The following is a 20,780-nucleotide window of genomic DNA, read 5'->3' as shown; positions in this document are numbered from 1 at the left end:
TCACTCCTCAAATACAAATTTAAAATCCGTTCAGACTAACTTCCTTTGTGGTTTTATGGATATATTAATGATATAATAGTTGACCTATCTAATATGGTTACATAAACTGTTTCTCTATACCACTAAACAAGGAGCTGAGTATTTAAATGATTATTATTCATGCTAATTTCACTGTAGATTCAGCAAAACATCAAGCATTTGTGCAAGAGATTCAACCCTTAATCGTTGCCTCTAGATTAGAAGAGGGTAACATTTCCTACAATCTATACAAACATACTGAACAAGAGAATTTATTTACAATGGTTGAAGTGTGGAACGACGAAAAGGCTGTTGAAATTCATAATGCAAGTGAGCCCTTCACTTCTTTCGTTGCTAAAGCCGAGAACTTCCTTACAGCTCCATTAGATGTACAATTATTTAATGGCCAACCGGTACAAAAGTAGAATAAGATCTTTGAATATAATAGGCAAAATAATCCCTACCCAGCGGAACGGCTGAAGTAGGGATTATCTATATTTTCAAAAGGTATAGATTAATGTTTGAAGGCGAACTATGGCTTGCGCTCGGTCAACAACCTGTAATTTCCCATAGAGATTACTGATATAATTACGAGTTGTACCTTCAGCTATGTGAAGCGCATCGGCAATTTCACGGTTGTTTAATCCTTGGATAATAAGCTTGGCCACTTCCTCTTCCCGCTCTGTCAGCATGATTCGATCCAAACTCTTCTGCCTATGTTCATAATCTTCCGTAAAATGACTAATCCGCTCTGCTATCTTAGCAGCGACGGCAGCTGGTAGAATGAATTGACCAGACACCGTATCCCGGATTGATGCGATCATTTTATCTGAATCCATATCCTTTAACATATAGCCGCTTGCTCCATACGCCATTCCTTCTACGATGTAGTCTGCATCTATGAAAGTAGTTAGAATCAAGATAAATGTTTGTGGAAAATCCCGTTTTATTCTCTTTAATGCACTAATTCCGTTCATAAGAGGCATTTGAATATCCAACAACACCAGATCCGGATGTAGCACTTTTACCATCTCACAAGCCTCTACTCCGTTCTTAGCTACACCAACCACATCGAGATCATCCTCCAAATCTAGAATGGTTCGAAGTCCTTCTCGTGTCAGCATCTGATCATCTGCGATCACAACCGTTATCTTCCTCATTCTCTATCCCCCATCCGTAACATTGGATAAGGCAATTCGATTCTCAGTAGACATCCTTGGTTAAGCCGTGAATCGATTGATAAGCTGCCACCCGTTTGTTCTACACGATCTTTCATCGCCTTCAATCCAAACCCCATTACAATATGACTACTACCTATGCCACGATCTTCAAGTCTAAATTGCAAAATCGAGCCTACAAGTTCCAGACTGAAGTGGAACTCTTTACTCTCTCCATGCCGTATGCCATTCGTCAATCCTTCCTGTAGCGCATGATAAATTGTCTTCTTATAGACTATCGGCAACTCAGGAACATCGTAAAAGACAGCATGTATTTCAACGCCCATATTCCGTTCCGTATCTCGAATCAGTTGATTCAATATGAGTGCAAGATCAGCATATTTATCCTCTTTCAACATATGGATGGATCCACGGATTTCATTCAGGCTATGTCGGACAAGATCCTGAGCTTCTTTTAAGCGCTCAGTGGCTCCTTCTGTATCTCTGTGAATCAACCTCTTTCCCGCTTCTATTTGAAGAAGTGTCGATGTGAGTGTATGCCCAACAATATCATGAATTTCATGAGCAATACGATTTCGCTCTTCATAAACAGAAGCATCAGCTAGAGCAGCGGACGTCTCACGCATCGAACGTTCGAGGCTACGAGTCCTTTCTTCAACTTGATCCTCCAAGTTATCCTTAAGATATTGAACCCTTGAGTAAAGCTTGGCATTGGCGATGGAGATCGCGCACTGAGAACCAAGCAGTTTTATCACATCAAGCCGCTGTGGTGTGAACACACCAGGTGATAGCCTATTCTCCATATAAAGCACACATACCAACTTATTATGATACAAGATCGGAAAGCAGAGGACCGATTTCAACCCATTGTTCCTAACATACGGGATATACATAAACATTCCTTCGCTAACCGCGTTATGTAGCACGATTTCCTCTTGCGTTCTCGCAGCGTATCCAATAATAGCTGCTGGAACCAATTCTGACTCCGCCTGAAGTGGAACAGATTCGATGTGTTGCTCCTCCGCTGTTCCGTAAGCCTCGACGGTCCACCTGCCTTCATTGTCGAAAATGATTGCTCCGTATTCTGCTCCGGCATTGTGGAGCATAATACGCATCAATGTCCCCAACAAACGATTCATTTCCATTTCGCCCGACAAGGCCTGTGCTGACATGATAACGGAAAGAGAATCAACGTTCTCCATTCCTGACTCTCGTCTCGCATGTATTAAATGACCATACCTTTGTTCCAGATCGTCCGCTTTCGCCGCTGCTCCCCATTGAAGATAAGATTCATATGCTTCCGTCATATAGATCTTCGCAAGCTGCTGCTTACCTTGACTAAGACCATATTTACCGTAGCACTCAGCGGCAATAGCTAGATCGTGAATAAGACCATATTTACGTGCAGCCTCAATTGATTGTTCGTAAAGCTCTTCTGCTTGGCGATTCTTTTGCGCCAGTCGGGTAAATTCAGCTTTGATGAGCAAATATTTATGCAAATAGTTGTTCGGGCAACGTTCAGCCAATAGCTTTAATTGCTTCAAGCGTTTATGCATACTTACCCTAAGTTCCTTTTTCTCCTGATAAGTAGCCTCTTCATAAAGCTGTGCCCGTACTAGTGATTCATATGTATACTGAACAGAATTATCGAAGCCATTATTGCGCGATTCCAGAATAGCTGCAGCCTTCTTTAAAGCCTCATTCGCTTCTCGATATTGACCAAACAAATAACCAGGTAAATACTGAAGCGTGCAGACGAGCTCTTGGATCACATTGAACTCGTCCCCGTGAACCGATGCAGCGAAGTCCTCGCTGCTTATATGATCAATATCAAATGGATCATCAGGTGCACGATATCCTGTTAATCGGACAAGAAGAGCCACAGTAACTGTTGCTTGTTTCCAATGAAGACTATTATTATGACGAAGGAAATCTCCCGAATGTGCAATTAACCGATCATAGATCCTCCCTAGTGGGTATCCATATTGCAGGAGCAGCCCACAATTGATCAGAACACTCTGATTGCCATGCCACAGATCTCCTGATTCCAATCCTACTTTGCCAGCATACTCAGTAAATGTGTCAATGAACTGCGGGTCATATTGCCGCCAACTGTCATAACACATAGAGAATGAACTAAGTGTCTTCACATGAAGCTTGGGATACGGTTTTGATAAACTATAAGCAAGCGTGCCCCACTTACATGCCTCTTTATCATTTCGAGAGTGGAAACTTAGAAACATGGCATATCCTACAAATCCGATAGAAGCCTCAGGTGTCATGCCGTAGTCCAGTGTCATTTCGACCATTGTGAAAGTCAATGCAAGCCAAGCCTTCTCGTTTACAAAAAAACAAGCATTGCCCGTTTCAACCAATGCGGACATCGCAACTTTACGCGCTTCATCTGTCATAGGCGGCAGATGACTTAGCGTCTCAATCGGATGCTTCCGAATTTTACGACTTAATCGCACCCATTGTTGAGTTAACGCAACTGAACTTGGATCGAAATTATGGCTAACATTTAATAATTGCATCGTCTTACGACCTAAGGAAATGACTTCTTCATAGTTATCTTGGGCTGACTCCAATTTAATTTTAACGTTGCATACAAGTGCTTTATCTAAATTAGTCTTCGCTTTACTCATCAGTACATCAAACAATTCATTAGCATGTTCGAAATGGGAACATAAATACTCCACCTCCGCTCGCTCTAGGAAAGAACGGAATGTCAAAGTATAATTTCTATCCCAATAATTTTCTCCCAAGAGTTCCGTAGCATAGCGTAAATATTTCAATGACGTCTCGTATGCGGTCGATTGTTTCGCCTTTAGTCCCACCTGTAGATTGAGTACAGCCACTTCCAACCTCTGTTTCGTATAGTCTATACGTTCCCATGCCTGATTCAGATGATTAACGGCTTCAAATATATTGACCTCTTCTTTGCAGTTCAAACGATGGACCAAAAGCGAACCGATCTTCAAATGCAAGTCGGGACGCTCTTCCTCAGGAACTAGAGAATAAGCAAATTGCTGAATACGGTCATGCTGAAATCTATACTGCTTGTCATTCCCACTATTTACGGGCTGAAGTAAATGCTCTCGTACAGCCATACTTAGTAATTCTGATAGTAGCTCCAGACGAATTCCAGTGATAAAGAACAGCGTGTCTAGATCAAAGCTTCTACCCAGAACCGCAGCCCTACTAAGTGCAACCATCATTTGGTCCGGAAGAAGCTTCAATTTATCCGTTAGGTAATCAACGGCATGATCAGGGACACTCATTTTCTTTATAAGCTGTAAGTTCCATTTCCAACATCGATCTAACTCATTGAAGGTGACTAGTTTATTATCAATCAAATCCTGGATAAATCGGTTGAGAAATAAAGGAATCCCTTCTGTTTTTTGAAATAACACTGTTGCCAGCATATCCATATCTTCTACATCGTCATGCTTCGCCTCAGTTAGCAACTTATGTAGATCGGCAACTTCAAGGGGCTTCAAATAAATATTACTCCATGAGGTGCCACGATCTCCAAAATGTTTCTTCCAACGACTTAGCGGATGTTCAGGCGTAATCTCTCCATCTCGACACAACAAGGTTACGAGTAAATGTTTCGTCTCCCGATCCTCCACAAGATACGAAAGGTATTGAAGCGAAGCTTCATCTACCCATTGAAGATCATCGATAACCAGTACCAATGGATAATTACGATGAAGAAACAACTGGATAAATCGGTTCATAAGAATGTGTAACCGTCGCTGTGCTTCAATTGGCGGTAGTGGTAGTACAGCTGGCTGTTGACCAATGAGTAATTCCAACTTAGGAACCAGTTCGATTAGCAATTGTCCATAACTGTCTACCGCATTGATAATACGTAATTTCCAAACTTCCACTTGTATATTGTCTTCCATCAACAGTTGGCCAACTAATTGATCTATCACTTGAATCCATATATCGTAAGGATAGGCAGTATAATGAGAGTCAATTTTGCTTATAGCGAGGAATCCTTCGAAGGTAACCGTTTTTCGAAGTGTTTCCTTCACGAAGAACGTTTTCCCTACTCCATCTCTACCGCTGACCCAGACCATCTCCGTGGTTCCATTTGTCGCTCGCTGTAACGCTTCTCTCAATATTTCTTGCTCAGCTTGTCGTCCATACATATGAGAGGGTACAACCCAACGCTCCGAAATATCGTGGCTAGCGAGTACAAAGGAATCCATCTCCCCTGAGACCTGACACCGGGCCAGACACTCCTCTAGGTCCGACTTCATCCCGAATGCGCTTTCATATCTCGCTTCAGGCATCTTCTCCATGGATTTTGCGATAATGTCGGAGATCGATTTAGGTATATTGAAGAATCGATGATCAAGAGATTCAGGCGTACTAGCAAGATGATGATATACGATATCCAATGCATTTTTAAATTCAAAAGGAAGGCTCCCTGAGAACCACTCATATAACATGACTCCAAGCGAATAGAAATCGGAGCGATAATCCGGAGTCATCTCCGTTCTACCTGTCTGCTCTGGTGATATGTAAGGTAATACCCAATCCGGACGGTCACTAGGCAGTGGTAGTGGACTCTTCTCAGAATCGGTTGTGCACATGCGAATATCGATAAACCTTACTTCAAATGTGTCAGGATTGACAAAGAAATGGAAAGGAGTTAATTCATTTAGAATGATATTCTTACGATGTAATTGCATAAGACTATCGACAGTATTTATAGCAATACGGAGTAGCTCCGAAAGCTCTAACCTATTGGCACGTGTACGCAATACCCAATCGAGAGTTCCTCCCCCGATATCTAGTAAAAGTAGAATAGGCCGCTTCGGCATGATCTCCAGGCTATACACTTCTAGCGTTCCTGTACCATTCAATCTCGTAAGAATGTCATACTCGTATCGAAAAGCATCAATTATAGCGGGTCCAGGATATTCGTCGCACGTCGTCATTGCAATGATACTTATGTTATCTTCTTGACGTAAAAGTCTGTATAACTCTATTTCTCCATTATTGCTTATGATATCTACCGTTTGATATCCTGATAACTCGATCATGACGCCGCACTCCCAATTTCATATATGTATCTACACGCATCGACAAATAATAACAATTATAACATCTGTTTCCGTAAAACCTACACTTAAACTTGATACGATAAATAAAAAAAGGTAGCTCCCACAGAGAATACTCTGCGACAACTACCTTTTTGTTTAACTTTAATTTGCGTTCTTATTAATGATTAAGACGCTTGCCCCAACATACGGAAGATAATAACTGCCGCTTGGGAACGGTTTGCTATAGCCTTAGGTGCAAACTCCTTACCATTTATACTAGTGATAATTCCTACACTAGCCAACTGCGCTACAGCTTCCTGTGCGTATTCGGCAATATTAGACTTATCCGTAAACTTGTTGAGCGCCACATCCTTGTCCGTTGCTTTAAGCGTTTTGCTCAAAGCATTTGCGACTATAATGGCCATTTCTTCGCGGGTAATTTCACGATTTGGTTCAAAATTCCCGTTTCCAGAACCTTTTACAATGCCAAGGTTAACCGCAATTGCGATAGAGTCTGAATACCAGGCATTTTCTTTTACATCCTTAAATGTTTTTACTGATCCAGTGTCTGTCAGCTTCAGAGCACGAACCAACATAGTGACGAACTCTGCCCGAGTCACACTTTTGGTTGGTGCGAATGTGTTCAAGTCCATACCCTTTAAAATCCCTTTTGCCGCCAAAGACTCAATTTCTACCTTAGCCCATGGAACTTGACCTAAATCTTTAAACTGAGGTACAGGCTCCGTTGTAGGTACAGGTACCACAGGAGTTGGTGTTGGTGTTGGTGTTGGTGTTGGTGTTGGTGTTGGTGTTGGTGTTGGACTCGGCGTCGTAGAAGGACTAGATGTCGACGGCGTCGATGGCGAAGGTCCTGAAGTTGCAGGAGGGTTCGTCGTAGACGGAGCCGTCAGATTATTGATTATACGTCCTTCAATTGGAGCCGTGATAGCGCCACCCTTGAATGTCTTCACGATGTAATCATAGAACACATCCAGATCGATAGGTCCAGGAACAGATGTACTAGCATCCATCAAAACTTTGTAATTATCTCCGCCCGCTGCCATGAAGTTGTTAACAACAGCCGTATAACTTTGACTTGGATTAATTAGCTTACCGTCAGCTAATGTAAGGCTAGCAATACGTTCCGTTACAGGAAGATACATATTTGCTGTATACTTCAGACCGGAGATTTGTAGCGTTTTAACATCGACTGTTCCATCCGCTTTTACATTCCATTGCTGCTGCAAGAGTTCCTTAATCTGTGCACCCGTAAGTGTCAGCTTCACCAATGTATTACCAAACGGTTGAATTTTGGCTAAGTCACCGAACGTAACATCACCAGTAGGAAGATCCGCGCGGATGCCACCCGGGTTCATAAAGGCAAAATCCGCAACCCCTTCACCATCACCGAAGTCTGCGCTACGCATCGCATCAGCGATCAAGTTACCAAGAGACGACTCTTTGGTGTATGTATCTGTACGAGTAACGGTACCATCTGTCGTACCTACAGGCTTAGTCAACTCCGGATGTTTTGCCAAATACTTATCGACTAGAGCGACGGTCTCTGGGTCAGGTGTTACACCCTCATGGAAAGTATTAATAACCTCCGCCGACTTCTCCTTAACATCACCTGATATAGGGTCGATAATCAGTTTAATATCTTCGAACGCCGTACCATATGAGTAAGCTTGTACAATTAGTTTACCATTTACAACGCCATTAGCTAGCGCGTGATTATCACCAGCAACGATAACGTCAACAGGAGAATTTGCTGGAAGTGCATTAGCTAGATCTGCCGCTTCTCCAGTTGTGACACCAGTCTTGGTCGTCGCAGGATCATGTGCAAGCACTATGATTGTTTCAACGCCTTGAGCCTGAAGCTCCTTAGCATAACCCTCAACCGCTAGAACTTCTTCCGCAGGAGATAGGAAACGAACACCCACCGTACCTGAAGGAGCTACTTTAGCTGGCGTGGACTTGGTTACTAGACCTATGAATCCAATCTTTACGCCACCCACTTCTTTAATAACATAAGGATCAATAATAGGAGTGCCAGTTGTACTATCTACAGCATTGGCGTTAACATATTTGAAATCCGAGCCAGCGTGGGTAACACTACTATTTTTAGGATCCACTCCACCGTTAAGTTGTGTCATTAATGCCTCTACACCTTGATCAAATTCATGGTTTCCTAACGAACCCACATCGAATTTCATCAGGTTCATCCACTCATGTGTTGGTTCATCACGCTCTAGTGAAGACACAGGAGCCGACGCCCCAACAGAATCACCATTATGGAAGAGTAGTGAATTGGTATATTTTGCACGAGCCTCTTTCAGATAAGTAGCTAGAATCGCCGCTGTTCCTACAGGCATGGATGTTGCGTTGTATGTTACGGTAGAAACCGTATCCAACTGTCCATGGAAATCATTAATTCCAATTAAATGGACCTCAACATCTGTGGCAGATAGGCTAGCAGCCTCTACCTTGTTCCCACCCCAAACTGAACCCATAACAACTCCGCCCAACACTTGCACAGAGAGTAGAGTAGCCACTACTACAGAAGAGACCCTCTTATTCCATTGTAACTTCCAACTCGACATGTATTAATCCTCCCTATCATTTATAAGATCAATGATAGTATATCATACAAGTAGAGTTAAGTATTACTAGATTTAAATAGTCATTATTAATATATATGTTATGTTTAATGTCATATAAAAGGGTATTATGTCAAAATAACACCCGAAATAACATGTAAAGTCATGTAAGTAGCAAAAACAACCTCATCTAGTCCTAATTCTATCCACTCATAGTCCCTATTTCATATTTTCACCAATAGTATTACTATAATTAATTACACTCATTGAAAAAAAGACACCCTGAAGGGTGTCCTCGTTAGTACGGAACTCAGGTTATACGCTGACATTCTCAATTTCAATGATTTTATCAGAGATTGCTATTGTAAGATCCTCAGCTGTTTTTGGTACGAAGCTTTTTAAAATAGTATTGATCATAGGTCCCATAGCACCTTTCGCTGTGATATCAAGGTATCCAGTCATGCTAGTGTTGTTATCGTCAATGACCTTCGCCTCGAAGTAACCGTCCCCGACGAAATTATCTGAAAGCCCTTTCAAGTCAAAGGTCACCTTAGTCGGTTCAATCCAATTCGTAATATCAATTTTCAGCTTAACTGTCTTTTTCATAAAACCAAGATCGCCTTTGAAGCTCCAAGTGGATTGGCGTTCATTTAATATTTCATGTTCGATATATCCTGGTACAAGTGGAGCCCATTTATCCATGTCACTTACGAAATTCCATATATTCTGAATAGGAACTGGAAGTTCCACATGATGTGAACCGTTCGGCATATTAGTCACTCTTCCTTTATTGTTTTATAGTTGTCTTAGATGTCTTTCGGCTCCAATTTACCAACTGCCATTCCTGCAAGATAACCGAATGTCATTGCTGGACCAATCGTTCCGCCCGCGCTAGCATACGTTTGTCCCATGATTCCCATAGCTGCATTACCAGCGGCATACAGACCAGAAATGGTTTGGCCACGAAGGTTGATCACTTGACCATCCGCATTAATTCTAGGTCCACCGCTCGTGCCAAGTGCACCGAAATAGATTGGTAATGCGTAGAAAGGTCCCTTTTCGATTGGTCCAATATTAGCAGCGGCATTTCCACCTCCGCCATTTAGATTCTCAAAGAAGGTTTCTCCACGGTGGAAATCGGGATCGATACCCTTCTTGGAATTCTCATTCCAACGTTGTACCGTTGCTTCAAGACCATCAGCATCTACACCAATTTTCTCAGCCAAGTCTCTAATGTTATCAGCTTGATCGACCCACTCTGGCGTATCTTCTCCTGGCATCATCGTAATAATCATTGTGCTATCCTTTAATTGTTGGTCAAAGATCATCCATACTGGAGGTTCATTCGGCCACTCAAGCGCTACAGGGTCATATTGATAAAATGCTTTAGGCATATCGTTATATGTCGTTCCCTCATGGACAAAACGTTTGCCATGACGGTTAACTACAATACTGTTTGGACCATTACGTCCACCGCCGAGTTGGTTCATGACGTGATCTTCATATTCAAAAGTAGGATCTTGCATCGCTGGATACCACCAAGCTTCACTCATATTTCCAAGAGCTGCGCCTGCCTCCATCGCCATGATCAAGCCATCTCCATCATTACCTGGAGGTGACATCGGATGTGTAATTTCACCCTTTAAGAACGTCTTAGCAAGTTCCTGATTCCATTCAAATCCACCGGAAGCAAGAACGACCCCTTTGCGTGCACCGATATACAACTTCTCACCATTTTGCTCGGCAACAAGTCCAATGACTTCGCCATCATCATTAAGTACCAATTCTTTACCTGGTGTTTCTACCAACGTTTCGATTCCACGATCTAGAATAGCTTTGAACATAGAAGCAATCAACGAGCGACCCATCGTTACAATGTTATTCTCCATACGCTCTGCTACTTTAGCAAAATCGACTCCGCCAATTGCGCCACCCTCTTCAAGTGTTAGCGGTGGAAATATAGGATTCTGACGAATCTTATCTCCCCATTCATTAATTTGAGTCATATCAAAAGGAACTGGATCAAGGGAACGACCATTCTTAGCTCCTGGAAGATTACCGTAATAAGAAGGATAGGACAACGGAACAGCAAATCTCAATGGTGTATTCTCATGAAGATAATCAATCATTTTATGTCCATTATCAACAAAGACTTCGAGAAGTGATGAATCTGGCTCTTTACCCCCAGTCAGACGGCGGATATAGGTGAGTGCATCCTCACGAGTATCTCCGATTCCCGCTTCTTGCATATAACGGTTCATCGGAATCCATGGAATCCCTCCGGAGAATGCAGTTGTTCCCCCAATCTGGGACATTTTTTCTAGAATTAACACTTTTGCACCTTGGTCATGAGCCGTAATCGCAGCTACTAACGCCGCACCCCCGGTTCCCATAACAACAACATCCACTTCGCGATCCCACTGAGCAGGTTTTTTAGCTGGCACTGTCGCATCTCCATTCTGATTGTATTTTTTGTTACCTACTGACTAGCTCCATACCCCTCAAAAAGTAAGCGCTGTCATAGAACTATAAAAAAATATTTTATCTCTTCTTCGTTCCATGATCATTCCATTTATATACAAATGATATAGTGTCTATCACTGTGATATTTATCATATCAAATTGTCACAAAAACTTCAATTGTTGTTTCAAAAATAATAGAACGATATAATACGAGGAACAGAAAACCCTATGAACTGAGAGGCTAACCTCATGAATCCAAAAAAAAGATATGAGAACGAACTCCTAAGTAGCAAACAAAACCGGACACTCGTCATTCTTGAAGCAGCTGAACATGTGTTTACACATAAAGGTATTGAGAAAACCACCATGCAGGATATTGCAACCAAGGCTAGCCTCGGAGTAGCCACCGTATTTCGATTTTTTCCAAGAAAAGATAAGTTGGTCGTTGCGGTCGCTACAAGAAACCTAGAAACAGTCCTTCACACATACCAATCGATCGCTGCTCTACCTTTATCCTGTCTTCAGAAGTTGGAGTTGCTATTCGAAAGCTCTATTTCAACGCTAGATCAGCACGACAGTTCGAATGTAAAAATGTTAGAGAATTTCGATAGTTATGCCGCTCACTACAAAGATCCCCTGGAAGATATCGACACATTCAATGCCGTCTATCGGGAAATTTCTAAGGTATTCTCGACTATTACCGAACAAGGTGTTCGCGACGGATCGATTCGATCCGATATATCGATAGAGAAGACGCTAACTACGATCATCCACACATTCTTCACTTTTACTAGAAAGCTATCTTTACAGCAAAACATTCTTATGGTCGAACTCGACTTAGCTCCCCAAGAGGAACTCTCCGTTCTTAAATCTCTATTTATTAATTATTTGAAAAAGTAATTATAGAAACCATAGTCTAATTTCGATATCAGAAATAAAAAAGTCCCGCTCAGTGGCGAATTCTCATTCAGTTTGAATGGAAATTCGCCTTTAACTATTTAGGTTCTTATTTCCCCTCTACGTGAATCAAAAAAACAAATCTAGACATTCTAAAATCATATGACCTAGAGAGGTACGTGATTTAGTGAGAAAACGAATGATTCAGGTGCTTACATTGGGATTAAGCTGTATTATTATTCTCTCTGCTTGCTCGTCAAACAATGAAATACGCCCACATTCCGCCAATGACCACAAATCGAAAATAGTTACAGAAGAACAAACCAATGACCCCGATCTATATTTCGGAGATTTAGGTGTTGAGCAACTACCTAATGCTCACCGCATACGGAATTTAACTGCTGATCCGAGTAAAAAGGTATTACTAGATCCAAATGGATTTCCACTCATCAAGCAACACCCTACCCCTTCCATTCATCCGAGCCATAAGAATTTTGTGAAGAAGCTTATTACGACCGCTGAATCTTTTATAGGAACCCCCTATTTATATGGTTCTGATCGAACTGAGCCTTCTACATTCGACTGTTCCGACTATACACGGTGGGTGTTTATGACTTCATTAGAGATGGATTTACCGTGGGATTCGAGGAGTCAAGCTGCATACGTTAAAGCCTTTTCCAAGAAAAAATATACTTCACTGAAAGAAGCCAAACGTGGGGATTTGTTATTCTTCTCTAGCTATAGAGGAAACAACGCATCTGACTATGAAAATTTACAGCCATCCGATAGGATCATTACCCATGTAGGTATTTATATGGGTAATGGAAAGATCATTCATTCACCTTCCAAAAACAGCGGCGGGGTCCATATTGGCGAATTGACGTGGCGGCAGTTAAATCACCGCTTCGTCTTGGGAGGAAATATTCATGATTAACTAAAAGAACCTCACATGGAGGACAGCAAAAATCCACAACCTGTTGCGGTTGTGGGTTCATTGCTGAAATTACCAATTTAAATTTTGTTTTTGTACTTCGGCAACAGCTGGATTTTTAATAAGCAATCCACCATCCGCACTAATGACTTGACCTGTAATAAATGTAGATTCATCACTACCTAGAAACACAGCTAAATTAGCAATATCTACAGGATTACCAATACGTGGTGTACATTTTAAATCTGTATAGATATCTATTAATTTTTTTAATGACTCTGGCGCATTTTCTACCATCGTATCGCTTAGTACCATACCTGGTGCAATTGCATTGCATATTGAACCGCCGTTGACTTCGTTAATGATATAACCCCTGCTTTTGCAGCTGCGTACGCGGATTTTCCAAGTTCACCAACCAATCCTCCCATTGAAGTAGTATTAATGATCGAGCCTCCACCATTTTCAAGCATGACTGGAATCGCATATTTTGTTCCTAAAAGAACCGATTTTAGATTAAATCGCATCGTTTCATTCCATTCGAACAAATCCATTCCCACTACATCTACATCACCTTTAAAATTAAGACGAGCGGCATTATTGTGAAGAATGTCTAAGCGACCAAATTCATTCTTAGCTGCTAAAACCATTTCTTCTATTTGTTCAGGTATACCAATATCAACGTATTGTGCAAGTGCTATTCCATCCATAGCTTCAATCTCTGCAACAACTCGCTTTGCACTCTCAATGTTAATATCAGCAACAACGACTTTAGCTCCTTCTTTTGCAAACAACTTAGCTGTCGCTTCCCCCATTCCAGAGGCTGCTCCTGTTACGATTGCTACCTTATTCTCTAAACGACCCATATTAATTCCTCCCATTGACTATTTATTAACATAAAACAATATGTATAGCATACCAACTAATTTACAAGTGTAAACTTGTTAACAAAAATATTTTAAAGTTACAATCATTACCGATGCTGCGGTAGATAACATTATCTCCATTGGTGGCGAGGTGAATACCACTTGTGGGTAGCCGAAGATGCCGTTCACGGTGTCTTGTACTTAGCTAGTGACAAGTTCAATTTGTAACTGCAGCTAAAGTTAGGTATCGATGACGGTTGGACAACCCTTTAAAAACAAAAAAAATTCCTTGATGATACGAAAAAATTTCGTAATTGTATCATTAAGGAATTTCTTATTTTTCTAATTTAAACAATCGTTGAATTTCGTCCGTGAATGGACCCTTTAATGATATTCGTAGTAATAACATAGTCATTTCTTCGGCAGAAAATTTATAGTTATTCTGTATCCACCATAAAATACTCTCAAAATAAGCCCCCACTGCATAATTAATTGCAAATTCCAATGGTATGCTTACCTTATCTTCTTCCGAATTTGCAATACGAAGTCCATCCTCAATGTAATTTTTTAATATGCTCTTTAATTCATTAATGAAATCAGAGTCTGGACTGAAAAGAAGAAATGAATGGTAAAATATATCATTATCTGAAATATGTTGAAATAAATTCACCATATTAATCGGTAAATTTTTAAGTCTAACATCTTCCACTCTCATCTGTTCTTTAATCACTAACATTTGATTTAACTCAAGTAACATTTCCTTATATATAGCTGTTCTCAAAGAATAGACATCATTATAAAGCTTATAAAAGGTAGGCCTTGTCAGCCTGCTTTATCACATATTTCTTTAATTGAAAGAGTTGAATTCGTAGCCATTATTAGTGCTAAATACGCTTCATGAAGCTTCTTTTTAGAACGTATTTGTCTTGGATCAAGCTTATCACTCAAAGCGCTATCCTCCTATAATCTAACGCAAATACTTTTACTGTATTATATCATTCAACAATCATTTTATTATACACTCTATAATTTATATCAACTAACTTCCCCATAAAACAACCTCCACAAAGATGGCGACAATTGGTTGTTGCACTGCAAGGCAAACCTTCTTCTCATCATCGCTCTCTCCATACTCTTATTCGTATGCATCCCTTACATTTACGCAAAAGAAAAGCTGTCGAGAGATTATTCTCGACAGCTTTTCTCCATGATTACATGAAATCAAAGTACTTTATTGGATTGTAGATAAAAGAGATCCTCTAAAGCTCTCTATAGACTGGCTGCATCATCCCTTGAGTAGGTTGATTCTCTTCGTACTCATAATATTGCGACTGAACCGTCGCATGTGATTGCGTCTCCACGGGTACGGACGACTGCTGATAGGGCTCATCCACATACATGATTCTGCGCTGAATTTGCATAAGCCCATTCACGACGCGAAGCGCGATCCAGAAAAGCACAAGACCAACGCCTACATACAGCATATATTGCTGATTATAGGTCCAATCGATATGAAAATAACTAAACAAGGTATTTTCTAAAATATCAAGCTTCATCTCATTCATCAAAATGATATGTACGACTGGAAGAGCAATAAATCCTAGCCCTAATGATATCGCCGTTACCATAATAATAAAGAATACAATACCTGTTACAAATCTTAGTAATACAAGCATCAGATTTCGAATGAATAGCTCACCATCAAAACCTCTCACCATTTGCATCAACCAGTTTCGTCCTGTTTCGGACTGTTGATTGTTGGATGAAACAGGAGGAGTAGGTAAACGTAAAATTTGCCTTATCATGCTTTGTTCAAAGCTTATAATCCCATTCAACAGCTTAGCTACTCCAAAAAAAAGTGGTATTCCAATAAAAATTGGAGCTAATCCGATTGATAGTGCAATTCCCGTTATCGCTACTGTAAAATAGATAATCCCTAATGGGAGAGATAACAATAAATAGAGGATGGCTGCATAGGTTTTTGGATTAAAAAGTACCCAATGCACCTTCCCTGTCGGTGTATTTGCAGTAGCACCTATTGCCTTCATATTCAAACACTCCTTTGGCTTCATAAGTCACGCTTTCCGATATAAATTCATTATATCCGTCTTATTTGCCTGACATAACCGTCCTAAGGGGGGGGCTTAACCTAGACTTTAGACTAGGACTTGCCATGTCTAAATGAACTTATGTGTATTGGAAATTGTATTATAGCGGAAAAGAGGTCTGAATTATGAGGATTCGGACTATTCATATGATAGGAGGTTTTCAAGTGCAATTAACACATATCAATTGCTAATTATACCAAATTTGTTTCTAAGGAGGCTATTAACATGCGGAAGAAATGGCTCACAGCTGGAGCCACTGCTATTTTATTAATGAGTACCAGTGCTGGTGTGTATGCGGGGTCAAATTTGCAGCAGATTAAAGCATTTTTGAATCCAACCATGAAGTTTCAGGTGAATGGAGAACCGTTTCAACCACTGAACGATAAAGGTGCAGTTATGGCACCCATCTCATATAACGGAAGTACATATCTTCCAGTACGTGCCATGTCGAAGGCACTCGGCGTTGCAATCGAATATGATAATACAACCAATACTATCTTTCTTGGTGAAAAAGGGGTAGGGGTCTCGATTGCTGAAGGTTTTGACGCCGATTATCGGACTAAGGATCCCCAGTTAACGAGTTATAATGGTAAAGACTATAAAGATGTTTTCTTCAATAACGCCAGTGGCAACCGCTCAAGCGGATTCATGCTCTATCCTAAGGGAAAATATCAAAAATTGTACCTTCAAGTCGCAGCAGTGGGCAAAGATATTGAGAATTTCTCCGTTCAAGATACTAAGACGGATGCTAAACTTGAAATCGATACTATTGATATGGCGGAAGGACTAAAAACGTTCGAGATTGACATTAGTGGCGTGGAAAGTCTTTTTATACATTCAGATCTTAAGGAAGGTGGGAGCATATTCGTCCCATTAACGACCTCCTACTATAAATAAGAAATGAAGCCTCACCCCAATCGGGGCGGGGCTTTCATAAAGGAGTCGACAGGGATTATCCCCTCAAACTAGCTGCGAAAAGATTGCCTTCTCATCCACATCGTTGCAACCCACTTTTCTCCTTTGATCACGGGTGTACCTGCATGCAGTGTGAGGTCGTTTAATTCCTGATCACTGTAGAAATATTCGAAGTAGACCGCCATACCTTTGCTAGGAAAAATAGATAAATGCAGCTTAGGGAATGTTGTTTCTCCACCTTCCTCCACATCATTCAAATACATCACGATCGTACTAATTCGATTGTTGGCGGCACCTGCTCGACTTGTTTCTGCGAAGAAATCAAAATGAGGTTGATACTCTTGGCCAGGGGTATATTGCAGAACTTGCAAGCCATCGCCATTCTTAATAGGGATATTCATAATTTGAGAGAGTCGCTGCTCGATTCTTGTAACCATCTCATTCTCTTCACAAAATACACCACTGCTCGTTCTAATTGAATTGACCTCATGATCTTGGCCTATTTTTGAACGCTGCAATTGTTCACTAGAATGCTTTATTAGCTCATCGCATTCCTCATCGCTAAGCACATTTCCTAATACGACAACCAGAGGCTCCTCATACTTGGCAATCATTCGAATCTCTCGATCTTCGGTCTTGATTGTATTTCCAGCATGATCAAATATCGTCCGTTCCTTCTCTGTCGTATTCCCTATCATTCTTATGCAGCCCCTATAGTATGACGTCCATCACGGAACAACATACCATTAACTGGAATAATTAGCTCTAATAACTTTTCAAACAGAGTATACAATTAACATGCCTCATATTTCGCGGAGTAGAAGACCACTTCCTGTCTCGTCACCCACGCAACGATTTCTTCAAGAAATGATTTAGTTTCTCTGTACACAACAGCATCGCGATGGCAAACATGATAATAAACCACGGAAAGATACTAATGTTTATATTGGTTGCAAGCAAACCAAGAAAGGGAGGGATTAGTGTACTTCCCGTATAAGCAGCTGCCATTTGAAAACCCATAATGGACTGCGCCTTTTTTTTCCCAAATCGGGCAGGGGTCTCATGTAGCATACAAGGAAATATGGGTGCTAACCCCAATCCTACAACTGTAAATCCTATAAGCGAGAGGATCGGTGGAAATGGTAATACAAGCAATAATGTTCCGAATAAAGCGATCAGCTGACCATACCTAATTAGCATTCGACTACTCATTTTAAACGTAATAAATCCAGTAATCATTCGCCCAACGGTGATGCCTATATAGAACCATGAGACCCATTGTGCTGCCGTTGCTGCGGATAAATCTTTTATATTTACAAGAAAGCTACTGCCCCATAACCCCATACTTGCCTCGATTCCACAATAGAATAAGAAGGTTAGCATCGCTAATTTGACTCCTTTTATATTCCACGGCTTCTTATTCTCAGCAATGGGATCTAACTCCTGATTACCCGACTCATGTTCATCTTCCGTATTCATGACGTGACTACGGTTTGCAACTCGATCCCACAGAGGAAGCGTAACGAATAGAATAACTACTAGAATAAGTTGAATAACCGCAACGATGAGATATCCTTGTCTCCACTGATTGGTGCCTGAAATAGACGAAGCCATAATCATCGGACCCAGTGTAGCACCTACTCCCCAAAAACAGTGCAGCCAACTCATATGATGTGCTTTGTAATGAATAGCCACGTAATTATTTAATCCTGCGTCTACAGACCCAGCGCCTATTCCGAGTGGAATCGCAAAAATAACCAACCAAATAAGTGAAGGAGACCATGTAAAACCAAATAGCGCTGCTGCTGTCATGATACAACTCACAAGTGTCACTTTCCCCGTACCAAAACGATGGAGCACGGTACCACTTATCAAGCTTGATACAATCGTACAACCTGCAATAACCATTGAAATAATTCCTGCAGTTCCTAGTGATGCATTCAGATCCATACTCATCACAGGCCATGCTGATCCTAGCAATGAATCAGGTAGCCCCAAACTAATAAACGCTAAGTAAATAATAATCAAAAAGAACGTTGCCATCTTTGTATGTACTCCTTAGTGTTGATGTACTTATTAAACTCATTTAATAAGTTATTACGATAATAGCAGGAATAGGTTTTACTGACAAGTTAAAATGTGAATACTATTGATCCTTATTCATAACAAAAAGCCCCCATTTTGTGAAAAATGAGGGCTCGCTATTTCTAGCTTATTAGCTTCGGATTAAATAATCGAAAGCACCTAACGCCGCAGTAGCACCAGATCCCATAGAAATGATGATCTGCTTATAAGCACTATTCGTACAATCTCCTGCAGCAAATACTCCAGGTATGTTTGTAGCACCGTGACTGTTTACAACAATCTCACCCATGCGAGTTCGTTCAACCATGTCACCTAACCAATCGGTATTAGGTACAAGACCGATCTGTACAAACACACCCTGCAATTCAATATGCTTGATTGCTCCTGTATCACGTTCTTCATAAGAAATACCGTTAACTTTATCAGTTCCAGTCACTTCTTTTGTCATAACGTTTTTCAGTACAGTAACATTAGGCAGACTGTAAAGGCGATCTTGTAACACAGCATCAGCTTTTAGTTCTGGTGCAAATTCAAGAACTGTCACATGTTTCACAATTCCTGCAAGATCAATTGCAGCTTCAATACCTGAATTACCGCCACCAACAACGGCAACATCTTTTCCTATGAATAAAGGACCGTCACAATGGGGGCAATAAGCCACACCTTTGTTCTTGAACTCTGTTTCACCAGGAACACCCATATTGCGCCAACGTGCACCTGTTGATAGGATAACTGCCTTACTCTTCAGAATCGCACCATTCTCGAGTTCAACTTCGATTAGATCCTTCTTCTCAAGACGTTTTGCACGCTGTAGATTCATTATATCGATGCCATATTCTTTAACCTGCTCTTCAATGCTAGCCACGAGCTTAGGACCCTCAGTATATTTAACACTGATAAAGTTCTCAATACCCACAGTATCATTGACCTGACCGCCAAAGCGTTCAGCAACAATACCTGTGCGAATTCCTTTACGTGCTGCATAAATTGCTGCACTTGCACCTGATGGACCGCCACCAACAACAAGTACGTCAAAAGGTTCTTTATTGTCAAACTCTGACGCGTCAGGACCATTACCCATTTTGGCAAGAATCTCTTCTACGGTCATACGACCGCTTTCGAAGAATTCACCGTTAAGGTAAACACTTGGTACAGACATAATTTCCTTGCGTTCTACCTCTTCTTTGAAGGCTCCACCATCAATCATCGTATGAGAAATACCAGGATTAAGGATGGACATCAAGTTCAGGGCTTGTACAACATCAGGACAATTATGACAGCTTAAGCTGATATAAGTTTCAAACGTATATTCACCACGAATGTTCTTGATCTGATCAATAACATTCTGTTCAACCTTAGGAGCTCGTCCACTAACTTGTAATAGAGCGAGTACTAATGAAGTAAATTCATGGCCTAATGGTGTTCCAGCAAAAGTTACGCCTGTTTCTTCACCCACACGATTTACGCTAAAGCTTGGCGTTCTAGGTAATTGTGTGTTTTCCACAGTGATCATGGAAGACATGGTAGCGAGTTCATCGATCAGTGACAACATTTCTTCAGATGCCTCATCATCGCCTGCGCTAACCCTTAACACGATATTACCTTCCAAGAGCTGGAGGTATTGTTCTAGTTGGGACTTTATTTCTGGATCTAGTCTCATCT

At 41.0% G+C, this 20,780-nt stretch carries 15 protein-coding genes and 1 pseudogene; 4 read left to right on the top strand and 12 right to left on the bottom strand.

Going from position 1 to position 20,780, the window contains the following annotated elements:
• Positions 1 to 146: 146 nt before the first annotated feature.
• Positions 147 to 443, top strand: a complete 297-nt coding sequence (locus AC1D7X_RS20555; RefSeq protein WP_495457897.1) for a putative quinol monooxygenase — start codon at positions 147 to 149, stop codon at positions 441 to 443.
• 75 nt (positions 444 to 518) lie between these two features.
• On the opposite strand, the gene AC1D7X_RS20550 is transcribed toward AC1D7X_RS20555, so the two are convergent.
• The 5 genes from AC1D7X_RS20550 to AC1D7X_RS20530 form a co-directional block, all read right to left on the bottom strand.
• Positions 519 to 1,178, bottom strand: a complete 660-nt coding sequence (locus AC1D7X_RS20550; protein ID WP_495457898.1) for a response regulator — start codon at positions 1,176 to 1,178, stop codon at positions 519 to 521.
• A complete protein-coding gene (locus AC1D7X_RS20545) occupies positions 1,175 to 6,256 on the bottom strand; it encodes an AAA family ATPase (protein WP_495457899.1) in 5,082 nt (1,693 codons plus the stop codon). Before AC1D7X_RS20545 ends, AC1D7X_RS20550 begins: the two co-directional genes overlap by 4 nt.
• Positions 6,257 to 6,441: 185 nt before the next feature.
• Positions 6,442 to 8,859, bottom strand: coding sequence for a 5'-nucleotidase C-terminal domain-containing protein (locus AC1D7X_RS20540; RefSeq protein ID WP_495476007.1), 2,418 nt, complete (start codon positions 8,857 to 8,859; stop codon positions 6,442 to 6,444).
• Positions 8,860 to 9,171: 312 nt separating this feature from the next.
• Positions 9,172 to 9,627: an SRPBCC family protein gene (locus tag AC1D7X_RS20535; RefSeq protein WP_495457901.1), complete on the bottom strand. Its 456-nt coding sequence runs from the start codon at positions 9,625 to 9,627 to the stop codon at positions 9,172 to 9,174.
• 35 nt (positions 9,628 to 9,662) lie between these two features.
• The gene (locus AC1D7X_RS20530; protein ID WP_495457902.1) at positions 9,663 to 11,300 is read right to left on the bottom strand and encodes an FAD-binding protein; all 1,638 of its coding nucleotides are present in this window, start codon (positions 11,298 to 11,300) and stop codon (positions 9,663 to 9,665) included.
• A gap of 268 nt (positions 11,301 to 11,568) precedes the next feature.
• Between AC1D7X_RS20530 and AC1D7X_RS20525 the strand changes: the two genes are divergently transcribed.
• Together AC1D7X_RS20525 and AC1D7X_RS20520 are read left to right on the top strand one after the other, a co-directional pair.
• Positions 11,569 to 12,219 (top strand): TetR/AcrR family transcriptional regulator, encoded by a 651-nt coding sequence (locus tag AC1D7X_RS20525; RefSeq protein WP_495457903.1) that lies wholly within the window; start codon positions 11,569 to 11,571, stop codon positions 12,217 to 12,219.
• Between the two features lie 184 nt (positions 12,220 to 12,403).
• Positions 12,404 to 13,150, top strand: coding sequence for a C40 family peptidase (locus tag AC1D7X_RS20520; RefSeq protein ID WP_495457904.1), 747 nt, complete (start codon positions 12,404 to 12,406; stop codon positions 13,148 to 13,150).
• 69 nt (positions 13,151 to 13,219) lie between these two features.
• On the opposite strand, the pseudogene AC1D7X_RS20515 reads toward AC1D7X_RS20520, so the two are convergent.
• The 4 genes and pseudogenes from AC1D7X_RS20515 to AC1D7X_RS20500 all read right to left on the bottom strand — a co-directional run bounded on the left by AC1D7X_RS20515 (position 13,220) and on the right by AC1D7X_RS20500 (position 16,058).
• Positions 13,220 to 14,010: pseudogene (locus AC1D7X_RS20515) on the bottom strand (SDR family NAD(P)-dependent oxidoreductase).
• Between the two features lie 334 nt (positions 14,011 to 14,344).
• Complete coding sequence (locus tag AC1D7X_RS20510) at positions 14,345 to 14,791, bottom strand: TetR-like C-terminal domain-containing protein (RefSeq protein ID WP_495457905.1); 447 nt, start codon at positions 14,789 to 14,791, stop codon at positions 14,345 to 14,347.
• Positions 14,792 to 14,832: 41 nt separating this feature from the next.
• The gene (locus tag AC1D7X_RS20505) at positions 14,833 to 14,958 is read right to left on the bottom strand and encodes a hypothetical protein (RefSeq protein WP_495457906.1); all 126 of its coding nucleotides are present in this window, start codon (positions 14,956 to 14,958) and stop codon (positions 14,833 to 14,835) included.
• Positions 14,959 to 15,269: 311 nt separating this feature from the next.
• Complete coding sequence (locus AC1D7X_RS20500) at positions 15,270 to 16,058, bottom strand: sensor domain-containing protein (protein WP_495457907.1); 789 nt, start codon at positions 16,056 to 16,058, stop codon at positions 15,270 to 15,272.
• Positions 16,059 to 16,343: 285 nt separating this feature from the next.
• Between AC1D7X_RS20500 and AC1D7X_RS20495 the strand changes: the two genes are divergently transcribed.
• Complete coding sequence (locus AC1D7X_RS20495) at positions 16,344 to 17,015, top strand: stalk domain-containing protein (RefSeq protein ID WP_495457908.1); 672 nt, start codon at positions 16,344 to 16,346, stop codon at positions 17,013 to 17,015.
• 68 nt (positions 17,016 to 17,083) lie between these two features.
• On the opposite strand, the gene AC1D7X_RS20490 is transcribed toward AC1D7X_RS20495, so the two are convergent.
• From AC1D7X_RS20490 to ahpF, 3 genes are all read right to left on the bottom strand, one after another.
• Positions 17,084 to 17,731: a 2OG-Fe(II) oxygenase gene (locus AC1D7X_RS20490; RefSeq protein ID WP_495476006.1), complete on the bottom strand. Its 648-nt coding sequence runs from the start codon at positions 17,729 to 17,731 to the stop codon at positions 17,084 to 17,086.
• Between the two features lie 142 nt (positions 17,732 to 17,873).
• The gene (locus AC1D7X_RS20485; RefSeq protein WP_495457910.1) at positions 17,874 to 19,076 is read right to left on the bottom strand and encodes an MFS transporter; all 1,203 of its coding nucleotides are present in this window, start codon (positions 19,074 to 19,076) and stop codon (positions 17,874 to 17,876) included.
• 172 nt (positions 19,077 to 19,248) lie between these two features.
• The gene (gene ahpF, locus AC1D7X_RS20480; RefSeq protein ID WP_495457911.1) at positions 19,249 to 20,778 is read right to left on the bottom strand and encodes an alkyl hydroperoxide reductase subunit F; all 1,530 of its coding nucleotides are present in this window, start codon (positions 20,776 to 20,778) and stop codon (positions 19,249 to 19,251) included.
• Positions 20,779 to 20,780 lie beyond the last annotated feature (2 nt).

Source organism: Paenibacillus sp. Y568 (assembly GCF_059445545.1).
This window is presented reverse-complemented; position numbering and strand designations above follow the sequence as displayed.